General features: G+C 65.8%; 22 protein-coding genes. 17 read left to right on the plus strand and 5 right to left on the minus strand.

The window, feature by feature from the left end; translation table 11 throughout:
* Window positions 1–200 precede the first annotated feature (200 nt).
* From guaB to guaA, 5 genes are all read left to right on the plus strand, one after another.
* Entirely contained in the window at window positions 201–1,688 is a 1,488-nt protein-coding gene (guaB, locus tag QW868_RS19740; protein ID WP_315739185.1) for an IMP dehydrogenase, read from the plus strand.
* A gap of 155 nt (window positions 1,689–1,843) precedes the next feature.
* A complete protein-coding gene (locus QW868_RS19745) occupies window positions 1,844–2,866 on the plus strand; it encodes an NADP-dependent oxidoreductase (protein ID WP_316231254.1) in 1,023 nt (340 codons plus the stop codon).
* Window positions 2,867–3,005: 139 nt separating this feature from the next.
* Window positions 3,006–3,341, plus strand: a complete 336-nt coding sequence (locus QW868_RS19750) for an MAPEG family protein (protein WP_316231255.1) — start codon at window positions 3,006–3,008, stop codon at window positions 3,339–3,341.
* 13 nt (window positions 3,342–3,354) lie between these two features.
* Window positions 3,355–4,656, plus strand: coding sequence for an RsmB/NOP family class I SAM-dependent RNA methyltransferase (locus QW868_RS19755; protein ID WP_316231256.1), 1,302 nt, complete (start codon window positions 3,355–3,357; stop codon window positions 4,654–4,656).
* Window positions 4,657–5,129: 473 nt separating this feature from the next.
* Window positions 5,130–6,734, plus strand: coding sequence for a glutamine-hydrolyzing GMP synthase (guaA, locus tag QW868_RS19760; protein WP_316231257.1), 1,605 nt, complete (start codon window positions 5,130–5,132; stop codon window positions 6,732–6,734).
* A 29-nt stretch (window positions 6,735–6,763) separates the two neighbouring features.
* On the opposite strand, the gene QW868_RS19765 is transcribed toward guaA, so the two are convergent.
* Window positions 6,764–7,861, minus strand: coding sequence for a DUF4238 domain-containing protein (locus QW868_RS19765; RefSeq protein WP_316231258.1), 1,098 nt, complete (start codon window positions 7,859–7,861; stop codon window positions 6,764–6,766).
* 1,098 nt (window positions 7,862–8,959) lie between these two features.
* Between QW868_RS19765 and QW868_RS19770 the strand changes: the two genes are divergently transcribed.
* From QW868_RS19770 to QW868_RS19780, 3 genes are all read left to right on the plus strand, one after another.
* On the plus strand, window positions 8,960–9,202 hold the full coding sequence (locus QW868_RS19770) for a type II toxin-antitoxin system Phd/YefM family antitoxin (protein ID WP_316231259.1): 243 nt from the start codon (window positions 8,960–8,962) through the stop codon (window positions 9,200–9,202).
* A 4-nt stretch (window positions 9,203–9,206) separates the two neighbouring features.
* Complete coding sequence (locus tag QW868_RS19775; RefSeq protein ID WP_316231260.1) at window positions 9,207–9,638, plus strand: type II toxin-antitoxin system VapC family toxin; 432 nt, start codon at window positions 9,207–9,209, stop codon at window positions 9,636–9,638.
* A gap of 221 nt (window positions 9,639–9,859) precedes the next feature.
* Window positions 9,860–9,991 carry a type II toxin-antitoxin system RelE/ParE family toxin gene (locus tag QW868_RS19780; RefSeq protein ID WP_316231261.1) on the plus strand — a complete coding sequence of 44 codons (132 nt, stop codon included), beginning with the start codon at window positions 9,860–9,862 and terminating at the stop codon, window positions 9,989–9,991.
* An 836-nt stretch (window positions 9,992–10,827) separates the two neighbouring features.
* Here the strand turns inward: QW868_RS19780 and QW868_RS19785 are convergent.
* Genes QW868_RS19785 through QW868_RS19800 form a run of 4 tightly spaced genes read right to left on the minus strand, consistent with a single transcriptional unit; the run spans window position 10,828 to window position 16,508 of the window.
* Window positions 10,828–12,027: a 2Fe-2S iron-sulfur cluster-binding protein gene (locus tag QW868_RS19785; RefSeq protein WP_316231262.1), complete on the minus strand. Its 1,200-nt coding sequence runs from the start codon at window positions 12,025–12,027 to the stop codon at window positions 10,828–10,830.
* Window positions 12,024–12,854 (minus strand): FAD binding domain-containing protein, encoded by an 831-nt coding sequence (locus QW868_RS19790; protein ID WP_316231263.1) that lies wholly within the window; start codon window positions 12,852–12,854, stop codon window positions 12,024–12,026. The genes QW868_RS19785 and QW868_RS19790 overlap by 4 nt, the downstream gene beginning before the upstream one ends.
* A complete protein-coding gene (locus QW868_RS19795) occupies window positions 12,851–15,229 on the minus strand; it encodes a xanthine dehydrogenase family protein molybdopterin-binding subunit (RefSeq protein WP_316231264.1) in 2,379 nt (792 codons plus the stop codon). The genes QW868_RS19790 and QW868_RS19795 overlap by 4 nt, the downstream gene beginning before the upstream one ends.
* Before the next feature lies 1 nt (window position 15,230).
* Window positions 15,231–16,508 (minus strand): amidohydrolase/deacetylase family metallohydrolase, encoded by a 1,278-nt coding sequence (locus tag QW868_RS19800; protein WP_316231265.1) that lies wholly within the window; start codon window positions 16,506–16,508, stop codon window positions 15,231–15,233.
* A gap of 174 nt (window positions 16,509–16,682) precedes the next feature.
* Between QW868_RS19800 and QW868_RS19805 the strand changes: the two genes are divergently transcribed.
* The 9 genes from QW868_RS19805 (at window position 16,683) to QW868_RS19845 (ending at window position 23,364) form a co-directional block, all read left to right on the plus strand.
* Window positions 16,683–17,168 carry a MarR family winged helix-turn-helix transcriptional regulator gene (locus QW868_RS19805; protein ID WP_316231266.1) on the plus strand — a complete coding sequence of 162 codons (486 nt, stop codon included), beginning with the start codon at window positions 16,683–16,685 and terminating at the stop codon, window positions 17,166–17,168.
* Window positions 17,169–17,594: 426 nt separating this feature from the next.
* Window positions 17,595–18,428, plus strand: a complete 834-nt coding sequence (locus QW868_RS19810; RefSeq protein ID WP_315799241.1) for a nitroreductase family protein — start codon at window positions 17,595–17,597, stop codon at window positions 18,426–18,428.
* Window positions 18,429–18,452: 24 nt separating this feature from the next.
* Window positions 18,453–19,307, plus strand: a complete 855-nt coding sequence (locus QW868_RS19815) for a transporter substrate-binding domain-containing protein (RefSeq protein ID WP_316231267.1) — start codon at window positions 18,453–18,455, stop codon at window positions 19,305–19,307.
* A 138-nt stretch (window positions 19,308–19,445) separates the two neighbouring features.
* The gene (locus QW868_RS19820; RefSeq protein WP_316231268.1) at window positions 19,446–20,090 is read left to right on the plus strand and encodes an amino acid ABC transporter permease; all 645 of its coding nucleotides are present in this window, start codon (window positions 19,446–19,448) and stop codon (window positions 20,088–20,090) included.
* Window positions 20,087–20,743 (plus strand): amino acid ABC transporter permease, encoded by a 657-nt coding sequence (locus tag QW868_RS19825; protein ID WP_315705368.1) that lies wholly within the window; start codon window positions 20,087–20,089, stop codon window positions 20,741–20,743. Before QW868_RS19820 ends, QW868_RS19825 begins: the two co-directional genes overlap by 4 nt.
* 13 nt (window positions 20,744–20,756) lie before the next feature.
* Window positions 20,757–21,524: an amino acid ABC transporter ATP-binding protein gene (locus QW868_RS19830; RefSeq protein ID WP_316231269.1), complete on the plus strand. Its 768-nt coding sequence runs from the start codon at window positions 20,757–20,759 to the stop codon at window positions 21,522–21,524.
* Between the two features lie 27 nt (window positions 21,525–21,551).
* Window positions 21,552–21,944, plus strand: coding sequence for a RidA family protein (locus QW868_RS19835; protein ID WP_315744929.1), 393 nt, complete (start codon window positions 21,552–21,554; stop codon window positions 21,942–21,944).
* 11 nt (window positions 21,945–21,955) lie between these two features.
* Window positions 21,956–22,558 carry an urea carboxylase-associated family protein gene (locus QW868_RS19840; protein WP_316231270.1) on the plus strand — a complete coding sequence of 201 codons (603 nt, stop codon included), beginning with the start codon at window positions 21,956–21,958 and terminating at the stop codon, window positions 22,556–22,558.
* Window positions 22,555–23,364, plus strand: coding sequence for an urea amidolyase associated protein UAAP1 (locus QW868_RS19845; protein ID WP_316231271.1), 810 nt, complete (start codon window positions 22,555–22,557; stop codon window positions 23,362–23,364). The genes QW868_RS19840 and QW868_RS19845 overlap by 4 nt, the downstream gene beginning before the upstream one ends.
* Window positions 23,365–23,374 lie beyond the last annotated feature (10 nt).

Genomic DNA, 23,374 nt, shown 5'->3' on the forward strand with positions numbered 1-23,374 from the left:
AATGAGGGCCGTTGTCAGCCGTTCTTCGCAATCGCGGGAGGATGGTGGATCGGCCCTTTGATTCGTCACAGGCCCATGCTATCGACCCGCGTCAACCCCACCGATGGGCACCGATTCGACGGCGAGGCATGGTCTCGACGGCGGCGTCGCTCATCCGTACCCGCATCGCGGCCGTTTTGGCCGCAGACAAGGAGTTGACGATGGCGACCGTCCAGACACTTCGCGAAGCCTTCACCTTCGACGACGTGCTCCTGAAGCCGGGCCTCTCCGATGTGCTTCCCTCCGAGGTCGACATCCGCTCGCGCGTGACGCGCGAGATCCCGCTCAACATTCCGATCATGGCGTCCGCCATGGATACCGTCACCGAAGCGCGCATGGCGATCGCCATGGCGCAGGCCGGCGGTGTCGGGGTCATCCACCGCAATTTCGATCCCGAGGGCCAGGCCGCCCAGGTGCGCCAGGTCAAGAAGTTCGAATCCGGCATGGTGGTCAACCCGCTGACCATCTCGCCCGACGCGACGCTCGCCGACGCGCTGGCGCTGATGAAGGATTACGGCTTCTCCGGCATCCCGGTGGTCACCGGCGGCGGCAAGGGCATCCCCGGCAAGCTGGTCGGCATCCTCACCAATCGTGACGTGCGCTTCGCCACCGATCCGCGCCAGAAGATCTCCGAGCTGATGACGCACGAGAACCTCGTCACCGTGCGCGAAGGCGTCGGCCAGGACGAGGCCAAGAAGATCCTGCACAAGCACCGCATCGAGAAGCTGCTGGTCGTCGACGATCAGTACCGCTGCGTCGGCCTGATCACCGTCAAGGACATGGAGAAGGCGGTCGCGCATCCGCTGGCCTGCAAGGACGGCCAGGGCCGGCTGCGCGTCGCCGCCGCCACGACGGTCGGCGAGGGCGGCTTCGAGCGCACCGAGCGGCTGATCGAGGCCGGTGTCGACCTCATCGTGGTCGACACCGCGCATGGTCATTCCTCGCGCGTGCTCGAGGCGGTCAACCGCATCAAGCGCATCTCCAACGCCGTGCAGGTCATCGCCGGCAACATCGCCACCCGCGACGGCGCGCAGGCGCTGATCGATGCCGGCGCTGACGCCGTCAAGGTCGGCATCGGCCCGGGCTCGATCTGCACCACGCGCATCGTCGCCGGCGTCGGCGTGCCGCAGCTCACCGCGATCATGGATGCGGTCGAGGCGGCCAAGAAGGCCGATGTGCCGGTCATCGCCGACGGCGGCATCAAGTTCTCCGGCGATCTCGCCAAGGCGCTCGCCGCCGGCGCCGACGTCGCCATGGTCGGCTCGCTGCTCGCCGGCACCGACGAGACGCCCGGCGAGGTGTTCCTGTGGCAGGGCCGGTCCTACAAGGCCTATCGCGGCATGGGTTCGGTCGGCGCGATGGCGCGGGGCTCGGCCGACCGCTACTTCCAGCAGGACATCAAGGACACGCTCAAGCTCGTGCCGGAGGGCATCGAGGGCCAGGTGCCGTACAAGGGCCCGGTCGGCAACGTCATGCACCAGCTCGCCGGCGGCCTCCGTGCCGCCATGGGCTATGTCGGCGCCAAGGATCTCGGCGAGTTTCACTCCAAGTCCGAGTTCGTCCGCATCACCGGCGCGGGCCTGCGCGAAAGCCACGTGCATGACGTGACGATCACGCGCGAAAGCCCGAACTATCCGGGCGGGGTGTAAGCGACGCTTGCTCTCTCCGTCATTGCGAGCGAAGCGAAGCAATCCAGGGCGGCGCGTGAAGCCCTGGATTGCTTCGTCGCTTCGCTTCTCGCAATGACGGCGCCCGTGGGGCTACCAGCATCGACCGTCACAACCAACAAAAGAGGAAACATCCCATGTCCCAAGCCAAGCGCATCGTTCTCGCCGCCCGTCCCGTCGGCGAGCCCAAGCCGACCGACTTCCGTCTCGAGGAGCACGCCGTGCCGACGCCCGGCGCGGGCGAGGTGCTGCTGCGCACGATCTGGCTGTCGCTCGATCCGTACATGCGCGGGCGCATGAGCGACGGGCCGTCTTATGCCCAGCCGGTGCCGGTCGGCGGCGTGATGGAGGCGGGGACCGTGTGCGAGGTGGTGGCCTCCAACAATCCCGGCTTCAAGGCCGGCGACATCGTCCTGGCGCGCGCCGGCTGGCAGACGCATGCGATCTCCGACGGCAAGGGCCTCGCCAAGGTCGACCCCAAGCTGGCGCCGATCTCGACCGCCGTCGGCGTGCTCGGCATGCCCGGCATGACCGCCTATACCGGCCTGCTCGACATCGGCCAGCCCAAGCCGGGCGAGACGGTGGTGGTCGCCGCAGCCTCCGGCGCGGTCGGCTCGGCCGTCGGGCAGATCGCGAAGATCAAGGGCGCCCGGGCCATCGGCATCGCCGGCGGCAAGGACAAATGCGACTATGTGAAATCCGAGTTCGGCTTCGACGACTGCCTCGACCATCGCGATCCCGATCTCGCCGCCAAGCTCAAGGAAGCCTGCCCGAAGGGCATCGACGTCTATTTCGAGAATGTCGGCGGCCCGGTGTTCGAGGCGGTGTTCCCGCTGTTCAACGCCTTCGCCCGCATGCCCGTCTGCGGCCTGATCGCCCATTACAACGACACCCAGTCGGTGGCGCCGAAATGGGCCGGCGCGCTGATGCGCAACGTGCTGACCAAGCGGCTCACCATCCGCGGCTTCATCGTCTCCGACTTCGCCTCCCGCCATGGCGACTTCCTCAAGGACATGTCGGCCTGGGTCCGCGACGGCAAGGTCAAGTACAAGGAGTTCGTCACCGAGGGCCTGGAGAACGCGCCGTCAGCGTTCATGGGCCTGCTGAAAGGTGCCAATTTCGGCAAGCAGCTGGTGCGGGTCGGGCCGGACAAGGCCTGAGCCACACTTGATGTGATTCTTCAGCCTCTCCGCAAAAACATGGGAACCATGGACGCTTTTCGGGAGTCCTGAGGGAACCGGTTCATCCACGAGGGCCCGGCATCGCGCCGGGCCTTCGACATTCGTGAGGGGGATTCTCATGTCGCTGACCATGGTGCTGCTGCCCGTCTTCGTCGAGGTCGGGCTCACCTTCGCGCTGCTGTTCTGGAACAGGACGCGGGCGCAAGCCGCTGACGTCGCCGATGAATTCGGTCTGCCGACCCTGTTCTACGCCCTGATCGCGATTGCGCTGCCGCTGCGGCATGCCGATCTGGTCATCGTGCTGCTGTCCTGGGTGTTCGTGGTGACCCGCTTCGTCAATGCCGGCCTTGTCAGCGGCGCCAAGGGCGACCGCGGGCTCGCCTGGACCGCCTCGGCGCTGGTGCTGCTGGCGATGTGGCTGTATTTCGCCCTCAAGATCCTTCTCCTGATCTAGAACTGGACCCTGAATGACCCCCGCCGCCCGGCTGTCCGCCGCCATCGACATCATCGAAACCATCGAGGCCGACAGGGCGCCGGCGGCCAAGGCGCTGAAGGACTGGGGCACCAGCCACCGCTTCGCCGGCTCCGGCGACCGCGCCGCCATCGCGGGCCTCGTCTGGGACGTGCTGCGCCGCCGCGCCTCCAGCGCCTACCTGATGGAGGACGACACGGCGCGCGCCCGCGTGCTCGGCATGCTCAAGCTCGAGCGCGGCCTCGATGTCGCGACCATCGGTGCGATGTGCGACGGCAGCCGCTTCGCCCCGCCGCCCTTGAACGCGCAGGAGGAGCGGGCGCTGGCCACGCGCACCACCGAGGGCGCGCCGCCGCCGGTCGCCGGCGACTATCCCGACTGGCTCGACCCGTATCTCACTGCGGTGTTCGGCGACGACCGCGTCGCCGAGGCCATGGCGATGGCCAGCCGCGCGCCGCTCGACCTGCGCGTCAACACGCTGAAGGCCAAGCGCGACAAGGTGCAGGCCTCGCTGAAGCATCTCGGCGCCGTGCCGACGCCGTGGTCGCCGATTGGCCTGCGCATCACGCTCGGCGCCGACGCCCGCAATCCCGGAATCCATGCCGAGGAGGATTTCATCAAGGGCGCCATCGAGGTCCAGGACGAGGGCTCGCAGCTCGCGGCCTTGTTCACCGCGGCCAAGCCCGGCGAGCAGGTGATCGACCTCTGCGCCGGCGCCGGCGGCAAGACGCTGGCGCTGGCCGCGATGATGGGCGGCAAGGGCCGGCTGATCGCCACCGATCACGACAAGCGCCAGCTCGCGCCGATCCACGAGCGGCTGTCGCGCGCCGGCGTCCACAACGCCGATGTGCGCAGCCCGAAGGGCGACGCCGACCCGCTCGCCGATATCAAGGCCTCGGCCGATCTCGTCGTCATCGACGCCCCCTGCACGGGCACGGGGACCTGGCGCCGCAACCCCGACGCCAAATGGCGCATGCGCCCCGGCGCCCTCGAGATCCGTCTGAAGGACCAGGCCGAAGTGCTTGATCGCGCGGCCTCCCTGGTCAAGCCCGGCGGCCGCATCGCCTACATCACCTGCTCGGTGCTGCAGCCGGAGAATGGCGACCAGGTGCGGGCGTTCGTGGAGCGGCATCCGGAGTTCGCGGTTCAGCCCCCGGAGCAAACCGCCACCGTCCTCTGGGACAAGGCCGAGGCCTTCGCCGAGGCCGCGCTGAAGACGCCGGAGGGCTGGCTGATGACCCCGCGCCGGACGGGTACGGACGGGTTCTTCGTGTCGGTGCTGAAGAAGCAGGCGTAGCCGCACCCACACCGCCGTAGGGTGGGCAAAGGCGCTGCCGCGCCATGTCCGCGCACGACAATGGCAATGGCGTCGTGCCCACCGTGTCGCCGCGGTGAACGCCGCCCGACGGTGGGCACGGCGCGCACCGGCGTGGACCAAACGGAAGGCGTGCCACGCGCCTTTGCCCACCCTACGGCCCCCCCGCCGCGAACATTTCCCGCTGTCGTCCCGGGCAAGCCCCGCGCGCGTAGCGCGTGGGGCGCCGACCCGGGACCCATACTCCGCGGCCGTCGTCTGGCGCGAGCTGTGGCCACAGCGTGCCCGAGCCCCGCGTCCTGTGGCTATGGATCCCGGCTCGGCGCGAACTGGCGCAATGCTGCGCATTGCCCCAGTCCGCTTGGCCGGGACGACAGCGGTGGGTGGGGTACGCACCGGTGAATCGCTTGCTGGCAAGGGTTGCGAGTCCTCCCGCCGCGGCGTAATTCCTTGCCATGACAGCCCAGCCCAACACCCCCGCCAGCGCCGCCGCCGACACCTCCGTGGCCGCGCTCCACGACAAGATCCTGATCGTCGATTTCGGCAGCCAGGTCACGCAGCTGATCGCGCGCCGGGTGCGCGAGGACGGCGTGTATTGCGAGATCGTGCCGTTCCAGAAGGCGGAGGCCGCCTTCCGCGAGATGAGACCTAAGGCCGTGATCCTCTCCGGCGGCCCGGAATCGGTCCATGAGGAAGGCTCCCCGCGCGCCCCGCAACTGATCTTCGAGAGCGGCGTGCCCGTGATGGGCATCTGCTACGGCCAGATGACGATGGCAGCCCAGCTCGGCGGCACCGTCGAGGGCGGCCACCACCGCGAGTTCGGCCGCGCCGATGTCGAGGTCAAGACCAACAGCCGCCTGTTCGACGGCGTCTGGCAGACCGGCGAGCAGCACCAGGTGTGGATGAGCCATGGCGACCGCATCACCCAGATGCCGCCGGGCTTCTCGGTCGCCGGCGTCTCGCCGAACGCGCCGTTCGCCGTGATCCAGGACGAACAGCGCAAGTACTACGGCCTGATGTTCCACCCGGAGGTGGTGCACACGCCCGACGGCGCAAAACTGATCCGCAACTTCGTCCGCAACATCGCCGGCCTCGGCGGCGACTGGACCATGCACGCCTTTCGCGCCGAGGAGATCAAGAAGATCCGCGCCCAGGTGGGCAGTCGCAAGGTGATCTGCGGCCTCTCCGGCGGCGTCGATTCCGCCGTTGCCGCGGTGCTGATCCACGAGGCGATCGGCGACCAGCTCACCTGCGTGTTCGTCGACCACGGCCTGCTCAGGCTCAACGAGGCCGAGACTGTCGTCGATCTGTTCCGGCACCACTACAACATCCCGCTGGTGCATGTGGACGCCTCAAAACTCTTCCTCGGCGAGCTCGCAGGGGTCACCGACCCCGAAGCGAAGCGCAAGACCATCGGAAGACTCTTCATCGACGTGTTCGAGGCGGAAGCGAAGAAGATCGGCGGCGCCGACTTCCTGGCGCAGGGCACGCTCTATCCCGACGTGATCGAGAGCGTCTCCTTCACCGGCGGCCCCTCGGTGACGATCAAGTCGCACCACAATGTCGGCGGCCTGCCGGCGCGCATGAACATGAAGCTGGTCGAGCCGTTGCGCGAGCTGTTCAAGGACGAGGTCCGCGTGCTCGGCCGCGAGCTCGGCCTTCCCGGCGTGTTCGTCGGCCGCCACCCGTTCCCGGGCCCCGGCCTCGCCATCCGCTGCCCCGGCGAGATCACGGTCGACAAGCTCGACATCCTGCGCAAGGCCGACGCCATCTACATCGACGAGATCCGCAAAGCCGGCCTCTACGACACCATCTGGCAGGCCTTCGCCGTGCTGCTCCCCGTCAAGACCGTCGGCGTCATGGGCGACGGCCGCACCTACGACTACGTCGTCGGCCTGCGCGCCGTCACCTCCACCGACGGCATGACTGCGGATTTCTATCCGTTCGACATGAAGTTCCTGGGCAACACGGCCACGCGCATCATCAACGAGGTGAAGGGCGTGAATAGGGTTGTGTATGACGTGACGAGCAAGCCGCCTGGGACGATTGAGTGGGAGTGAGCGAGTAATACCTGAGGCACGTTTTTAGTTCAGACACGAACTTTTTCGTACCCAGTGCCTGTCACAAATCCATGCTCAATGCACGATTTGCGAGTCAAGCCGGTGCCGGAATTATTTGAATACGCCTTTGCGTCGGGCCGGAATCGCAAGAACGAAGGCCAAGCAGACGGTTGCGCGTGATTCTCCCTTATGTGGACTAGGACTTCCTCTTCATCTTGGAGGTCCTTGACGTCTTTTGCAGAGTAATGTCGTCCCCATTCTGTAGAATGGTCAAGAGCTGCGTGAACAATGGCGTGGCGACATTTTGGCCTGCGCTCCCGGCGCGCGACAGCATGTTGAATAAGTTGTTCCCGCTGCTCCCAATCCTTAAAATAGAGGTTAGCTGCGCAGTTTAGAATTTGGTGCTCGTTCGTTGCATCGATATCGGCCGCGCTCATCACGTCAATCACGCCGGCTTGTTGTGAACTGTGATATACTGCTGGATCGTAAATGATTGTGCTGAGGCGTGGCGACAGTGGCAAAAGAAAGATTGTTCCAGCGGTTGTCACTCCAAAGCTTCTACGGTTGTTTCGACGTTGGATGTGCAATCGGTTTGTCAATACAGCGGGATTATCGGAGGTGACGAATGGGCGGTCGGTATGATTGCTCAATATGCAAACCTTTAGGTCGTCGACGACCCTCATCATATGGGCAAAGGTAAGCATAGCGTGCCGGACAGCGGCTTTTATCGCCTCACGAATCGGGGGGGCTTCTATATCGGACCCAGGAACGTTACATATCGCGTTTGTCATCTCAGTAGCCTTGCGGGAGGCCGCCTCAGTTCGCAAATACTGAAGTAGGACGAACCGCAAGAGTACGACGCGAGCTTTTGGGCTAACGGTCGGGCGTTGAACTGAGAGTATACGTACGATTTCGCCGTAAGGACCCTCAATCGCACTGATTGCGCGCTCGAGACTTTCATCCTTTCCGTAGAAGTAGTCTCCCGAGCATTGATTTTTTACAGGCGCGCCCCGGATAGGTTTCATGCGGTCAATGTTCAAAAGGTTGATCGCAAGACCCTTCCCATCAAGAGTAAATGGCTTGAGATGGACGCGCGGAACATAGTGTTGGTTCTTATTATCTGCCATCGCTTGTTGTCTCGAGGTTGTTGGGGGTGACCTTCTGAAACACTTGATAGCGAATATTCGATTGATGGTTGAGGGAACTGCGGGTGGCAGTGAACTTAATTAGATGATCAGGTTGTCGCAATTCAGTGCACTGTAATATCGAGTTCCGCCTACCGAATGGCCTACGACTGATGAGCTCGGCCATCCTCTCGGGGCCTTCTGGGAGGTAAGGGTGCTGAAGGCACATGATTGGTTTGTTATCCCGCTCTCAGCCGAAGCACACCTCGAATACCGTCGGTTAGGCGTGACAGAATGGTGAGACGCTACGGCGACCGCCAACCCCTCTTAATACTGCTTTGGGTCTCCATCGGATTTGTAGCCGGCGACTTCATGGAAGCCGGAATGGATTCGCGTCGGGCGATGTGGTTGAGAAGGGTTCTTGGGCTGCTATTTATCGCGACATTATGAAATTATTTTTCGCCGATACAACCAGCCTAAGTAATTGATTCAAAGACATTACGTAATATGTAAATCGTACGGACTCTCGCATTACGAGAATCGCGGGCTTGCGTCGGAATCAAAGTCCGTCCCTAATATCTAAATCGCCCCGAAAGACAGCTCTCAAGTTTCCTCAATGGAGAGCTGTGTCATGTCCGACCATCAGTTGCGCTTCAAGGGTCCTGGATTCGATTTCGACGCCAAGGGATGGATGGCGATCCTGGCCGCGATTGTTATCGCTGGAATGGTATTGTGGTTCTTTCATTGATGGTTAGGAAGCCGCGCACGGGTTTTCGAGACTGAGTCGTTCGCCGAGAACGTAGTTGAGTAGTAGGGTTGGCTCTCATTCCTTCAAGCATATTTTGATGTGGTCCCAAGGCCAATGCCCATCTGGGATAGGGCCCTGCGTGGTGTTGATGTCCTTGGCGGTCTGAAACCGTTCTGGTGCTGATCTCCACGTTGAAATGAGCGCGGTGGTGTTATCTCGATAGCCGATGGGGCCTACGGCTAGGCCGGTTGAGCAGGTTGGGTCGAGGCGTGGCCGCCGGCGGCCCAGATGGCTTGCATCGGCGGCTCATTTACGCCATATGACTACTGTAGTCATATTTAACCGAGACAGCCATGCGCGAAATTCAGCTTCGTGATGCAAAGGCCAATCTCTCCGCCGTGGTCGATCAGGCGGTGGAGGGCAAGCCGTCGGTCATCACGCGCCACGGCAAGCGCGAGGCGGTCGTCTTGAGCTACGAGGAATGGGAGCGGCTGTCCCACGTGCCGAGCTTTGGCCGGCTGTTGATGGCGGCGCCGCTGGCAGCGGAGGATGTGCCCGAGCGCGATCCGTCTCCGGCACGAACCATCGATCTCTGAAATCGTGTATCTCGTCGACACCAACGTCATTTCGGCGGCGGCGCCAGGAGGTCCAATTTCTGCCGCGCTCGTCGATTGGATGGATGCGCAATCGGCGTCGCTGTTCATCTCGGTCGTGACAGTCGCGGAGACCGAGGACGGGATCGCGAAGCTGCGGCGGGAAGGCGCCACGCGCAAGAGTGCGGACATCGCCGCGTGGCTGGAGACGGTCGTGCATCTCTACGCTTACCGTATTCTCCCGTTCGACATCCAGGCCGCCCGGATCGCCGGCGCCTTGACGGATCGGGCGAGGGGACTCGGCCACGCGCCGGGCTTTGCCGACATCATCATCGCCGCGACCGCGCGCCGGCATCAACTGACCATCCTATCCCGCAACCTCCGCCATTTCGAGCCACTGGGTGTCGCTGTGCGTGATCCGTTCGCGGCGTTGCCGTGAACGTGGTGGGATGAGGTCGTTGAGACAACAGTGCACGTAACTTGCTCCTCGACCCGCATGTCCGGACACCGGCAGGTCAGGACTCGCGCGAGGTTACGGTGATAGTGCACAAAACCCACTGCGCTAGGCCAGCAACTGCGTGGATCGTTCCAAGGTCGACATGAAGCGGCTGCGCAAGCAGGCGCGTGACCGGCTGAAGGGTGCGAAGAAAGCATCCGGCCGTGCCGATTGAACTGATCTGGTCCAATCAGGCGCAAGCCGATCTGATCGATATCTACCTCCTGATTGCCGTCGAGCAGCCAGCCGCCGCGGAACGATATCTCGATCGGATCGAGGCGAACTCGAACTCCTGAGATCGCAGCCGCGGATGGGTGTTCGGCGCACAGATATCAGGCCATCGATGCGCATGCTGGTCGAGACGCCGTATCTGCTGCTTTATCGAACAGTGCCGGATACGGACGATGGTCGATCGACGTGGTCGAAGTCATCCGCGTCATCGACGGCCGCCGCAATCTTCATGGACTCGTATGAGCTAGCTGCATCGAACTACTCGACGGGCAATCCTTGCATGCCGCATCTGCGCCAACTGCCCGTCGTGCCAGTTTGTCGCGAACTTCTCCCTTGTCACGTCGGGCAAATCACCTGCACATTTCCGCGCATCCCGGCTCGCTGAAGAGGGACGTTTCGCGATCGTCACGAGCGTCGAGCAGGGGAAGCGACGGGCGCGTTGCTCTGCAGCCGGGTGTTAAAGCCCGCGCCGACGAACGGAGCGAGGCGACGGCGAAATGGTGTGGTCCTGGCATCGCGGTGCTGATGCCAAGCCGGCGGTGATGATGATCCGCGGGCGACGGGGGCAAGACAGCCGATCCCCGGGGAGAGCGCCTATAACCCGTCAAACCGTCGCGCAGGGAAGGCCGGATATTGGGCTGAACCTGTGGTTCTGCCGCGTGCTTATTTGCTGCACGCGGACCGCGGGTATCAGCCGATACCCGGTCTTCCCTGCGCCTCTTCTTCGGAGGAAGAGGTCGACTGATGGCAAAGCTCGGGCGCATCTCGCCGCGAGAAAGCTCAGGCATGCCTGCTGTTTGAAACGTGGAGACAGGTGCCGGGACGATGTCCCGCGCGGGTGTTCGGTGCTCATGTCACGGCTGGCCGCGAGCGAGAACCAATTCACCGGCGAGCGGCGGTCTCATGGCCCGCGCATGCGCCGGGCGAAGCCGGTGAGACGGTTGCGCGCAACGTCCAGCAGCAGGGCAAGTGCGTTGAGGCGCTGCGGCTCTGGTGTCTCCGTCAGGCCCGCGGTGCCGTTGAGATGCCGGTCGCAGTTCTGTGCGAACGTCGTCGTGAGGCGCGAGGCCAGATCGCGCACCAGCCCATCACGCGCGATCTGCGCCAGGGGACCGGAGAGGCTGTAGCCGATTGCGAGCGCGACGTGGGTTGCCCGCCCTTCGTCGATCGGAAGCATGCGCCAGCTGATCTGTCCGGAGGTCGAGGTGCGGCTCCGCTGGTCACGTCCCGTGCCGATGAGCCGGCCCGACAAATCCGCCGCGTTGCGGTCGATGCGCGCAGAACCGCGGAAGACGGCCGACAGCGGGCCGATGGCGACCCTGATCTCACCTTCGATGCGATCCGCAGCCGGGAGGTCCGTGATGGTGGCGCCGGGAAAGCAGGCGGCCAGGGTTTTGGGCTGACCAAACAGCGCAAAGACCTGCTCGGGCGCGGCGTTCACCATGAACGACGCATCGAAGCTCTTGGCGGGCACGACCTCGGGTGGTTCGAGCCAACCGAGGGCGACTCCGCGGAGAAGCTTGGTGTCCGTCATCGTCGGTAGCGCCGACGACGCGGTGGTCGGGATCGCGCCCGGCTGCGATCCCACCGGGCCGAGCGATGTTCGTCCTGCGCCGATCACGGCCGCGACGCCTCGCTGCCGTCGCGCCGCGATGACGGCGCTGATTGCGCGGACGATCCCGGCATAGCCGGTACAGCGGCAGAGATTGCCGCTCAGCCCGACACGGATGGCCTGCTCGTCCGCCTGATCGAGGCGCAGCACGAGGTCGTGCGCCGACATGATCATGCCGGGCGTGCAGTAACCGCATTGCAGGGCATGCTCGCGCGTGAAGGCGTCACGCAGCTCGGCTGCGATCTCATCCTCGTCCAGTCCTTCGATGGTCGTGACGGCGGCACCGTCACAGGCTACGGCGAGCGTGATGCAGGAGCGGGCCGGAGCGCCGTCGAGCAGCAGCGTGCAGGCGCCACAGACGCCGTGCTCGCAGCCGAGATGTGTGCCCGTCAGGTCGAGCTGATCACGCAGGACGTCGGCGAGATGGGTGCGCGGTTCGACCGTGGCCTTGGTCGTGCTGCCGTTGACGGTGAGCTGGATCGTTGTCATGCGGCGGCCTCCGCCATCGCCCGAGCGAGCACGCTCACATGGATGTGGCGGGCGGCTGGATCGGTCACGCCGGCCTGCGTCAGCAGGCGGTCGGCGAGGTCGCGATCGAACTGCTGCCTGAGATCGGTGATCGCTCCGCCGGACAGCGATGAATCGTCGACGACGATCGGCGCCCTGTCGATGGCGCCGATCACGACTCGGTTGCGGGACTTATCGGGCTCGATCAGGACGGCGGCCATCGCATGCGCGAATTCCCCGGGCTTGCGGCAGGCCTTGGCGTAGCCGAAGCGCGTCGTGGGCGACAGGGAGGGAAGGCGGATCGCGGCGACGAACTCGCCGGGACGCAGCGCGGTCTGCAGTGCGCCCTGGATGAACTCTGCCACGGCGATGTCACGTTGGCCGGTGGAGCTCGTCAGCCGCACGCCGGCGCCGAGGGCCGTGAGCGTCGTTACCCAGTCGGCGGCCGGGTCGGCATGACCTAGCGAGCCGCCGATGGTGCCGCGGTTGCGTACGGCGCGATAGGCAATGCCGCGCGCGATCCGCCGCAGCACGCCATGAGTCACGTCAGGAAGCCGGCCGTCCTCGATGTCGGCATGGGTGACGCAGGCGCCGATGACAAGATCATCGCCGTCACGCTCGGCCGTACGAAGCTCGGCGAGCCCCGCGATGTCGACGATCAGCGGCGGCTGCACCAAGCGCAGATTGAGCATCGGCCCGAGCGACTGGCCACCGGCCATGATCCTTGCGCCGCCATTGGCGTCCGCGAGCAGGGCGAGCGCGGCGCCGACGCTGTTGGGACGCTCATAGGCGAAGGATGCAGCCTTCACGGCGAGCTCGCTTGCGCCTGTTTCGCTGCCAGCACTGCCGCGACAATGCGGCGTGGCGACAGCGGTGACTGCATCAGCTCCGCACCAAGCGGACGGAGAGCGTCGTTGACGGCATTGGCGATCGCCGCCGGTGGCGCGATCGCACCGCCTTCGCCGATGCCCTTGACGCCGAACATCGTGTAGGGCGACGGCGTCTCCATGTGAAACAGGCGCGGTTCGGGGACTTCGGTCGGACCCGGCAGCAGGTAATCGGCCAGCGTCGTCGCCAGCGGCTGCGCGGCGTCGTCGAACGGCATCTCCTCGTACAACGCGGTGCCGATGCCCTGCGCCAGGCCACCGAGAATCTGGCCGTCGACGATCATCGGATTGACGAGGACACCGCCATCCTCGACGATGACGTAGTCGAGCAGCTCGACCTCGCCGAGATCCGGATCGACCGCGACCGTGACGGCATGGGCCGCGTAGGAGAAGGTGCCGCTGTCGCGCACCGGCTTGTAGCCGCTGGTGACCTCGAGGCCGGCCGGGTCAACGTCGGCGGGAAGGTCCTGCGGCCGGCGGTACCAGGTGTGGGCGATCTCGGCGAGGCCGACGCTGCCGTTCGGTCCGCAGGCGCGGCCCTCGCGCCATACGACCGCCTCGGGCGCGAGCTGCAGCAGCTTGGCGCCGATGCGCGTGGCGCGCGCGACGAGCTGCGCGCAGGCCGTGCCCACCGCGCCGCCGGCCATCACCATCGAGCGCGAGCCCCAGGTGCCGGTGGAGTAGGGCGTCATCGCGGTGTCGCCGAGCACGACGCGGATGTTGCCGGGATCGACGCCGAGCACTTCGGACGCGACCTGAGCCAGCGTAGTCTCGAGTCCCTGGCCGTGCGAATGAACGCCGACGCGCAGCTCCAGCCCGCCGTCGGGCGTCAGGCGCGCCGTCGCCTGCTCGTGGCCGGGTACCATCGGGATGCCCCAGCCGGCGTAGACCGAGGTGCCATGTGCGGCCTGCTCGCAATAGATCGAGACGCCGGTCCCGATCAGCCGGCCGTCCGCCTCGCCGTGCTGTTGCCGGGCGCGGATCGCGGGGACGTCGATCGACGCCAGCGCCCGCTGCAACGCGCCGGGATAGTCGCCGCTATCGAAATGCTTGTTGGTGATGTTGTCGAACGGCATGTCCTGCGGTTGCACCAGATTGCGCAGCCGGACCTCGCCGGGCTCGAGCCCGGCTTCGGCCGCGACGGCATCGAGCAGCAGCTCGAGCGCGAAGCAGACGCCGGTGCGCGCCACGCCGCGATAGGGCAGGATCGGGCATTTGTTGGTTGCGACCGAGTAGGTGCGGCAGCGATAGGCCGGCATCCGATACGGCCCCGGCAGGATGCTCGCGATCTGCGCCGCTTCGAGGCAGGCCGAGAACGGATAGGACGAGTAGGCGCCGGAATCGACGATCGCCTCGCAATCGATACCGCGCAGGCGGCCGTCGCGATCGGCATAGACCGTGATGTGATAGGCGTGCTCGCGGCAATTCGCGCTGGCGCTCAGATGCTCGCGCCGGTCCTCGAGCCAGCGCACCGTCCAGCCCTTTTCCATGGCGAGCCAGCTCAGGCACACTTCCTCGGGCAGCAGGATGCCCTTGTGGCCGAAGCCGCCGCCGATGTCGGGCGCGATGATGCGGATGCGGCCCTGGTCCATGCCGAGGCAGTCGGACAGGCCGTTGCGCACGATGTGCGGCATCTGCGAGCCGGTGTGCAGCGTGAGCTGATCGAGCCGGTGATCGAAGGTCGCGACGACGCCGCGGCCCTCCAGCGGCGCCATGCACTGGCGCGCCGTCGAGATCTCGCGCGTCACCTTGATCGGCGCGTCAAGCGCCGCAGTGATGTCGACCTCGAAATTCGTTTCCAGGAAGACGTTGTCGCCCCAATGCTCGTGCACGAGCGCGCCGCCGGCCGCGCGCGCCAGCCGCATGTCGTGCACCGCCGGCAGCGGCTCCAGGTCGAGCTCGACGGAAGCGGCGATGTCCTCGGCCTCGGCGCGGCTGCGCGCGACGCACATCGCCACGAGTTCGCCGACATGGCGCACCTTGCCCGTCGCCAGCACCGGCTGCTCGGAGATCTTGAACCCGGGCAGGCCTGAGACGGCGCGGATCGGCTTGATGCCGGCGAGGTCGTCGGCCGTGAAGACGATGTCGCGGTACACCGTGGGAATATGGATCGCCTTGATGCTGGCGTGCGCCATCGGGCTGCGCACGAAGGCGACGTCCTTCATCCCCGGCAGCCTGATGTCGGCGACATACTGGCCGCGGCCGCGCAGGAAGCGATCGTCCTCCTTGCGCTGCAGCCGCGCGCCGACGCCACGCGGCGCGCGCTCATCCGAGACGGTCGGCGCCGCGCCGGCCACGTCAGGCCGCGACCGCTGTAGGCAGGATCGGCGCCATTGCGTCGTGCCTGACGCCGGCGCGCAGGCAGAACACCGGCTGCAGCAGCCGATCGGCAATCACCTCGGTCTTCTCGTTGTCGCGCAGCACGAAGCGCCCTTGCTTCTCCTGGAGCACGCCGACGTCGGCGTCCATGCCCGGACGCAGTGCGCCGATCTGATCGGACAGGCCGAGCATGCTAGCTGGGTTCGACGTCACCATCGGCACGACCTGCTCCAGCGTCAGCCCGAGCGCGACCAGCGAGCTCATCGCCTGCACGAGGCTGAACTTGGCCTGGCCGGCGAAGGGGTGGTTCTCGTCGTCGGCAGGTTCGTCCGGCGTGCCGGCGGGCGCCGGCACATGCGTGTTGTAGCCGTGGATGTCGGCGCCGAGCGTATGCGGCACGATGCCGGCGTCGATCGCCTTGCGCGCCAGCCGGTAGGAGAAATGGCTGCCATGGCCGACGTCGACCTTGAGCCCGCGGTCGAGCGCGGCCTGGATCACCGGATGTACATCGCCCCTGGTGTTGACGAAGCCGCCGGGATGCCGCGTGAACGGGTGCGCCAGCACGTCGCCCGGACGCAGCAGCGGGATCACGCGCTCCAGGATGGTGTCGACATCCTCGCCGTTGGTGCCGCTCGCCGGCAGGCCCCACAGCTGGCCGAAATGGACATAGACCGGGAGTTCGGCGCGGCGGCCGATCTCCGCGGCCATCTCGATGACTCGGATGCCCCAGCGCGCGAAGCCGCCGATCTCGGCATGCGCCTTGATGCCGCGGACGAGGTCGCGGTTGGCCACAGCTGACTTCACCGTCGCGTCGATGTCGACGCAGTCGGGCCGATAGAGATCGGGGTAGTAATGGCCCTCGAGGCCGCCGACCAGATAGGCCGACAGGAACGCATAGACGCGCGACTGCGCCTGCTGGGCGACGAAGTGCCGGAAGCCGGGCAGGGTCATGCAGGACGGACCGCCCTGGTCGATCAGGCTGGTGACGCCCGACTGCACGCCGACCATGTCCGCATTCATGCCGAAGCGGCCGGTGACGTACTGATAGACATGGGCGTGGGTGTCGATCAGTCCGGGAAGCACGAGCTGGCCGGTGACGTCGACGACATCCCTGGCGCTGGTCGGCAGGATATCGGACTGGACAGCGGCGATGCGGCCATTGCGGATGGCGACATCCTTCAATCCATCGATGCCGGAGGCGGGGTCAATGACGCGACCGCCGCGCAGGAGCAGGTCGAACGAGGCGCTCACGGACATGCAAGGTCTCCTTTCCGGGCGGTGTGTTTGTCCCGGTCAAAGCCTTCCTCGACGAGCCGGCGCGGACGATACGCCGACCAATTTACGAAGCATACTTCGCATTACATCAAGATCCGTGCCATAGACAGCTTCAAATTGATGCAGCGTGATCAGCGCTTATGCGGGAGCCGTTCGATGGCCGGAAAGACTAAGCCGAAAGCAGATCCGTCGTGGCCGCTCGAGGAGCGTCCGGGCTATCTGATCAGGCGGCTGCATCAGATCCACGTCGCGCTGTTCCAGGAGAAATGTGCCGCTTACGAGATCACGCCGTTGCAGTACAGCCTGTTGACGGCGCTTGCAAAACGGGGGACGGCGGATCAGACGGCGCTGGCCCAGGACATCGCGCTCGACCGGACCACGACGACCGGCGCATTGAAGCGGCTGCAGGCGCGTGGCTTCGTCGATCGCAGCGTCGGACCGCACGACCGGCGGTCGCGGACCTGCCGCCTGACCCGTTCCGGCGCGGCATTGCTGCGCAAGATCGAGCGGCCGGCACGGGCGGCGCATCTCGCGACGGTCGCGGATCTCACCAAGGCCGATCAGAAACGGCTCATTGCCATGATGCAGGCGATCGTCAAGGCGCAGGGCGAACGGCTCGATGCGACACGATCGCCAGACTGAGCGCGCCCGACCGCGATGAGCTCCGATTAGATAATGGGCATGGTGCTGCCCGAAAAGCAGCGCGTCGCCGGAATGCAGCATCCGGTCGGGGCGCCGTCGCCGTAAATACGAAGCATGCTCCGCATTCAGGTGCTGCGGCGTTTTGTCCGCAACTGGCGCATTTGGCTGCTCATTTTCGGTGAAGATCGTTGCAGGAGCGGTCGCGCTGCGCCGGGCCCCGCGACGTCTGGCATGTCCCTTGCTCACATCTCGAACAATAGCTGCGCGGAAGCCGCGGCGAAATCGATCCGGGGCGGCGACACCGATGTCGCAGCGCGTGGGGTGAGCAATGCGACGTCTGCCGCTGCGGGATCCGCCGATCATGGCTCAGGCCAATGGCGTTCGTTCGACCTGGCGCGTCGCGCGTGATGCGATAGGGGCGCTGTGATGTCCGAGCATGCCGATGCCCTCGCGACACGCTTCGGAGACGGCGGGCCCGATGGCGGCGATGTCGAGGCCAATGCGTTCCTGCGCGGCGTGCTGTCGCGCAAGACGGTGCGCCGCTATAGCGACCGGATGCCGGAGGAGGGGCTGCTCGACCTGCTCGTCGCCTGCGCGCTGAGCGCCTCGGCCAAGTCGGATTTCCAGCAGGCTTCGGTGATGCGCGTGCGCAATGCCGACAAGCGGGCGGCGATCGGCCGGCTGTTTCCGAGCATGCCCTGGATCGGCGCGTCGCCGCTGTTCTTCGTTTTCCTCGGTGACGCGCGGCGGCTGCAGCGGATCGGCGAGCTGCGCGGCAAGCCGGTCAGGAACGGCACCCTGGAAGGCTTTTTCAACGCCTCGGTCGATGCGGCGCTGGCACTGCAGACCATGATCCTGTGCGCGGAGTCCGCCGGCCTCGGCACCTGTCCGATCAGCGTCATCCGCAACGAGATCGACACGGTCGCCAAGGTGCTGGAGCTGCCCGACATGGTGTTTCCCGTTGCTGGGCTGTGTCTCGGCTATCCCGCGGCGGAGGGCCATGTCAGCCTGCGGCTGCCGCGCAGCATTACCACGCATGTCGACCGCTACGGCGACGATGCGCTGCCCGCGGCGCTCGACGATTACGACCGGCGGCGCCATGCGCGGCACGCGATTCCGAAGGAGCAGCAGCGCGGCAATGCCGAGTTCGGCGAGGCCGATTTCTACGGCTGGTCGGAGGACAAGGCGCGGCAGGCCGCCAAGGCCGAAGGGGCTGCCTTCCCACCCTATCTGCGCGCGCACGGCTTCAGCTTCGACTGATCAGTTCATGTAAGGAGATCCGAGATGACCAAGCTTTCGTTTCCCCGCCTGTCGCTACCGTCGCGGCGAGCAGCGCTTGCGCTGCTGGCCGCCGCGCTGACCTTGCCGGCCGCGTTCAGCGCCAACGCCGGCAGTCTCGACGAGATCAAGAAGCGCGGTCTCATCGTCGCGACCGAGGACGATTTCCGTCCCTTCGAGTTCGTCAAGGACGGCAAGCCGACCGGCTTCGACAACGAACTGATCGAGGATCTGCGCAAATACGCGCCGTTCGAGATCAAGCAGCAGATCCTGCCGTGGACAGGCATCCTGGCCGGCGTCTCCACCGGCAAGTACGATGTCGCCATCACCGCGGCGATCATCACCAAGGAGCGCAAGAAGTCGCTCGACTTCACCAGCCCGATCGCCGACGCGACGCACTATTACGTGAAGCGCAAGGACGACAAGAGCATCTCCGCGATCAAGGATCTCAGCGGCAAGACCGTCGGCGTGCAGGCCGGCAGCGCGCTGCTGGGGCGGCTGCCCGAGCTCCAGGCGATGCTGGAAAAGGAGGGCGGCAAGCTCGGCAAGGTGGTCGAATACACCTCCTATCCCGAAGCCTATCAGGATCTCGCGCTTGGCCGTGTCGACTACGTCGTCAACACCATCATCAACATCAAGGCGCTGGTCGCCGAGAAGCCGAACGTGTTCGCGGTCGGCCAGCCCGTCTCCGGCAAATCCTATCCGGCCTGGGCGGTCGCCAAGGGCAACACTGAGCTGGTCGAATTCCTGAACGGTTTCATCGCCAAGGAGAAGGAAACCGGCCGGTTCGCCGAGTTGCAGACGAAGTGGTTCGGCGAGGCCTTTCCGGATCTGCCGGTCACGTTCGAGCCGGAATTCTGACGCCGCGGAAGAGGTGCAGCTGATGTGCGGGTGGCGAACGCTGCGCGCCGGTCCGCTCGACGGCCAGGTGCGCCTGCATCGGACGAGGTTGGCCGATGCAGGGCGCCGGCCGTCCGGCATCGCCACGGATGGCCGGCGATGAGCGCGGCCGACGTGCTCGCCATCCTGCAGGGCGCCGTGGTCACGGTGACGCTGTCCTTGGTCGGCATCCTGATCGGGCTGCCGATCGGCCTTGGCCTGGCGCTGCTGCGTTGGGCCGATGTTCCCGTCGTCGCCCGCATGGTCGCCGTGTATGTCTCGGTGCTGCGCGCGACGCCGCTGGTGACGTTGCTGCTGCTGCTGTTCTTCGCGCTGCCCAATGTCGGGATCGCAATCGGGCCGGTGTCGGCGGCGATCCTGGCGCTGGTGATGAACACCTCGGCATTCAATTGCGAGGTCTGGCGCGCCGCGCTGATGAACTTCCCGAAGGAGCAGTACGAGGCCGCGCAGTCGGTCGGCATGCATGCGAGCCTGCGCTTCCGCCGCATCGTCCTGCCGCAGATCGTGCGCGTCAGTCTGCCCGGGCTCGTCAACGAGATGTCGCTGCTGATCAAGGTCACGCCCGTGCTGGCGGTCGTTGGCGTCGTCGACATCACCCGCGCGGCGGTGCGCATCGGCGCCGAGACCTATGAGCCGCTGCCGCCGTTCCTGGTCGCCATCGCGATGTATGCGCCGATCGTGTTCGCGCTGGTCTCGCTGCAGCGCTTCATCGAGCGGCGCCAGCTCGCAGCCGAGGCCGCATGATCCGGGATTTCGCCATCGTCTGGAGCGAGCGGGGTCTGCTGCTGAGCGGTCTCGGCAACACCACGATCCTCTCGGTGCTGTCGGCCATCGCCGGGCTCGTGATCGCCTTCGTGCTGACGCCGGCCCTGATGTCGAAGCGGCGCTGGCTGGCGCTCACGGTGCGCGTGTTCGTCGACGGCATGCGCTGCGTGCCGTTCCTGCTGTTCGCCTACATCGTCTACTACGGTTTGCCCTCGTTTGGCATTAGGCTCGACAATTGGAGCTCGGGGCTGGTGGCGCTGACCGTCTATCACGCCGCCTATCTCGCCGAGATCCTGCGCGGCGCCTGGGCGGCGCAGCCGCGCGAGCCGATCGAAGCCGGCGTCGCCTTCGGCTTCTCCGGGGCGCGATTGTTCCGCCGCATCATCCTGCCGCCGCTGCTGCTCGCCGCAGGTCCTGTCATCGGCAACCAGATGATCCAGATCGTCAAGGACAGCGCTTTTCTAACTATCATCGCACTGCCCGAGCTGACGCATGCCGCGAGCTCGATCCAGTCGCGCCACTACGTGCCGTTCGCCGCCTTCATCACCGCCGTGATCCTCTATTGGGGGCTCTGCCTCGTGATCGAGGCGGGTGTCAGCGGCATCGACCGGCTGGCCGCGGCGCGGCGCTGAGAGGGAGCCCGGGATGACCGACGACATGGCCGTGCTCGACGTCGCCGGCATTTCCAAGCGGTTCGGTGAGCTCGAGGTGCTCTCCGATATCAGCTTCACGGTGACGCGCGGCGAGACGGTCTGCGTGCTCGGCCCGTCCGGCTCCGGCAAGTCGACCCTGCTTCGCTGCATCAACTGGCTGGAGCGGCCGGATGCCGGTCAGATCTATCTCAACGGCGACCGCATCGGCATCAACAATGGTGGCGTCGTTATGTCCGACCGTGAGCTGTCGCGGGTCCGCACGCGGATCGGCATGGTGTTCCAGCATTTCGCGCTGTGGCCACATCTGACGGTCCTTCAGAATCTCATGGAGGCGCCGGTGCAAGTGCAGAAGCGTCCCGTGGCCGAGGTGCGCGAGGAGGCGATGGCGCTCCTCGCCAAGGTCGGGCTCTCCGACAAATGCGATGTGTTCCCGGTGCGGCTGTCCGGTGGGCAGAAGCAGCGCGTCGGCATTGCGCGTGCGCTGGCGATGAAGCCGGACGTCCTCTTGTTCGACGAGCCGACCAGCGCGCTCGATCCGGAGCTGGTCGGCGAGGTGCTGGTGGTGATGCGCGAGCTTGCGCGCGAGGGCCGCACGATGGTGATCGTGACCCACGAGATGGGCTTTGCTCGCGAAGCCGCCACCCGCATTCTGTTTCTCGATCGCGGCCGCGTGGTCGAGACCGGGCCTCCGGAGCGCTTCTTCGTCAACCCGGAAACCGAACGCGCGCGCCAGTTCATCCAGCGCTACGCCGCCGGATGAGCCAGAAACAACGCGAGGAGACACGCCATGGATCCGATTTATCATCTGCTCCCGGATGCGCCGAAGCCGGTCACTCCCTACAGCCATGCGGTGCAGGCCGGTCCGTTCCTGTTCGTCACCGGCCAGCTCGCGACCGATCCCGATGACGACGCGCTGCCGCTCCCGGACGGTATCGACGCGCAGACCCGCAAGGTCATGGATAACCTCGCGCGTGTGCTGAAGGGCTGCGGCATGAGCTTCGCGAACGTCGTGTTCGCCCGCATCTACCTGACCGATTTCAAGCGCGACTACGCCGCGATGAATACGATTTTCTCCAATCATTTCGACGATGCGTACCGGCCTGGCCGGACCACGATCGGCGTCTGCGATCTGGCGCGCGGCGGCATCGTCGAGATCGACATGGTCGCCTACAAGCCCTGAAGGAGAGAGCGATGGATCCGATCGAGATTCCGGCGCGGCGCGGCAAGGCGGCGCTCGTCACGGCCGGCCAGGTGGTCACCGTGATCAATACCCATGGCGAGCAGGTGGTCGACACCTGGGCGTTCAATCGCGTTGACCTGTCGGAGTTCATGTCGAACGAGCACACGCGGGCGCATTCGCTGCATCTGGTGCCGCTGCCGGGAGACGTGCTGCGGACCAACAAGCGCCGGCCGATCCTGACCCTGATCGAGGACACCTCGGGCGGCATCCACGATACGCTGATCGCGGCGTGCGACCGCTACCGCTATACGTTTCTCGGACACGAGGGCCATCACGACAATTGCACGGATAACCTGTTCGCCGGCATGGCCGAACTCGGCCTGACGCCGCCGGAGGTGCCAAGCCCGCTCAACCTGTTCATGAACATTCCGTGGGATGCCGAGGGCACGCTGGGCTTTGCCGCGCCGCCGCGCCCCGTTCCCGGCGGCCATGTGCGCTTGCGCGCGGAGATGGATCTGGTGATCGCGTTCTCGGCCTGTCCGCAGGACATCCTGCCGATCAACGGCAAGGCTGGGAAGCCCGTCGAGGCACATTTCACGGTGACCGACGCATGAGCGGAGAAGGCAAGGCGGAGCAGGCTGCAGCCAACCGCCGCCGCTATGAGGAACTGCGCGCGGCGGGGCAGGAGCTGAAGCAGATGCCGCCGCCAACGGCGCTCGATGGCGCGCCGGTCGCGGAGGACGCGATCGTGCAGTCCGAGCAGGTGCCGCCGGGGTGGCACGCGACGGTTCGGCTGTCGTGCGGAGAAGCGCTGCGGCTCCGCGACGATCTTGGCCGCTCCAGCGTGTCGCTGCTGGCGTGGCGCAGCGAGGATCCAAGCGAGCGGCTCAACTGCGCCGACACTGTGAAGGTGCAATGGAGCGCGGTGCTGTCGAAGGGCCGGATGATCCTGTCGGACATGGGACGGGTTCTGCTGTCGGTGATCGAGGATACCTCCGGCGCGCATGATCTGCTGGTCGGCGGCTCGACCCCTGACTCGACGTTGGCGGCCTATGGCGAGGTGACGCGCAACACGCAGGCGAATTTCATCTCGGCCGCTGCCAAGATCGGACTGAGCCTGCGCGACATCCCGCCTTGCGTGACCTTCTTTGCGCCGGTGACGACGGACGCAAACGGGCGCTTCGTCTGGCACGCTGCGCGCAAGCGCGCCAGCGACTTCGTCGATCTGCGCGCCGAGATGAACCTGATCGTCGCGGTCTCCAACTGCGCCCATCCGCTCGATCCGGCGCGGCCGGCAGCGACCACGCCGATCACGCTGGTCCGGCACCGGCTGCCGCCGCCTGCTGATGATGATGTCTGCCGCAGGGCCTCGCCGGAAGCGGTGCGCGCCTACGCCTTCACCGATCAGCTGTTCGCCTGAGGAGCGTGAT

This window comes from Bradyrhizobium sp. SZCCHNR1051 (assembly GCF_032489615.1).
In the GTDB taxonomy this organism is placed as follows: Bacteria; Pseudomonadota; Alphaproteobacteria; order Rhizobiales; family Xanthobacteraceae; genus Bradyrhizobium.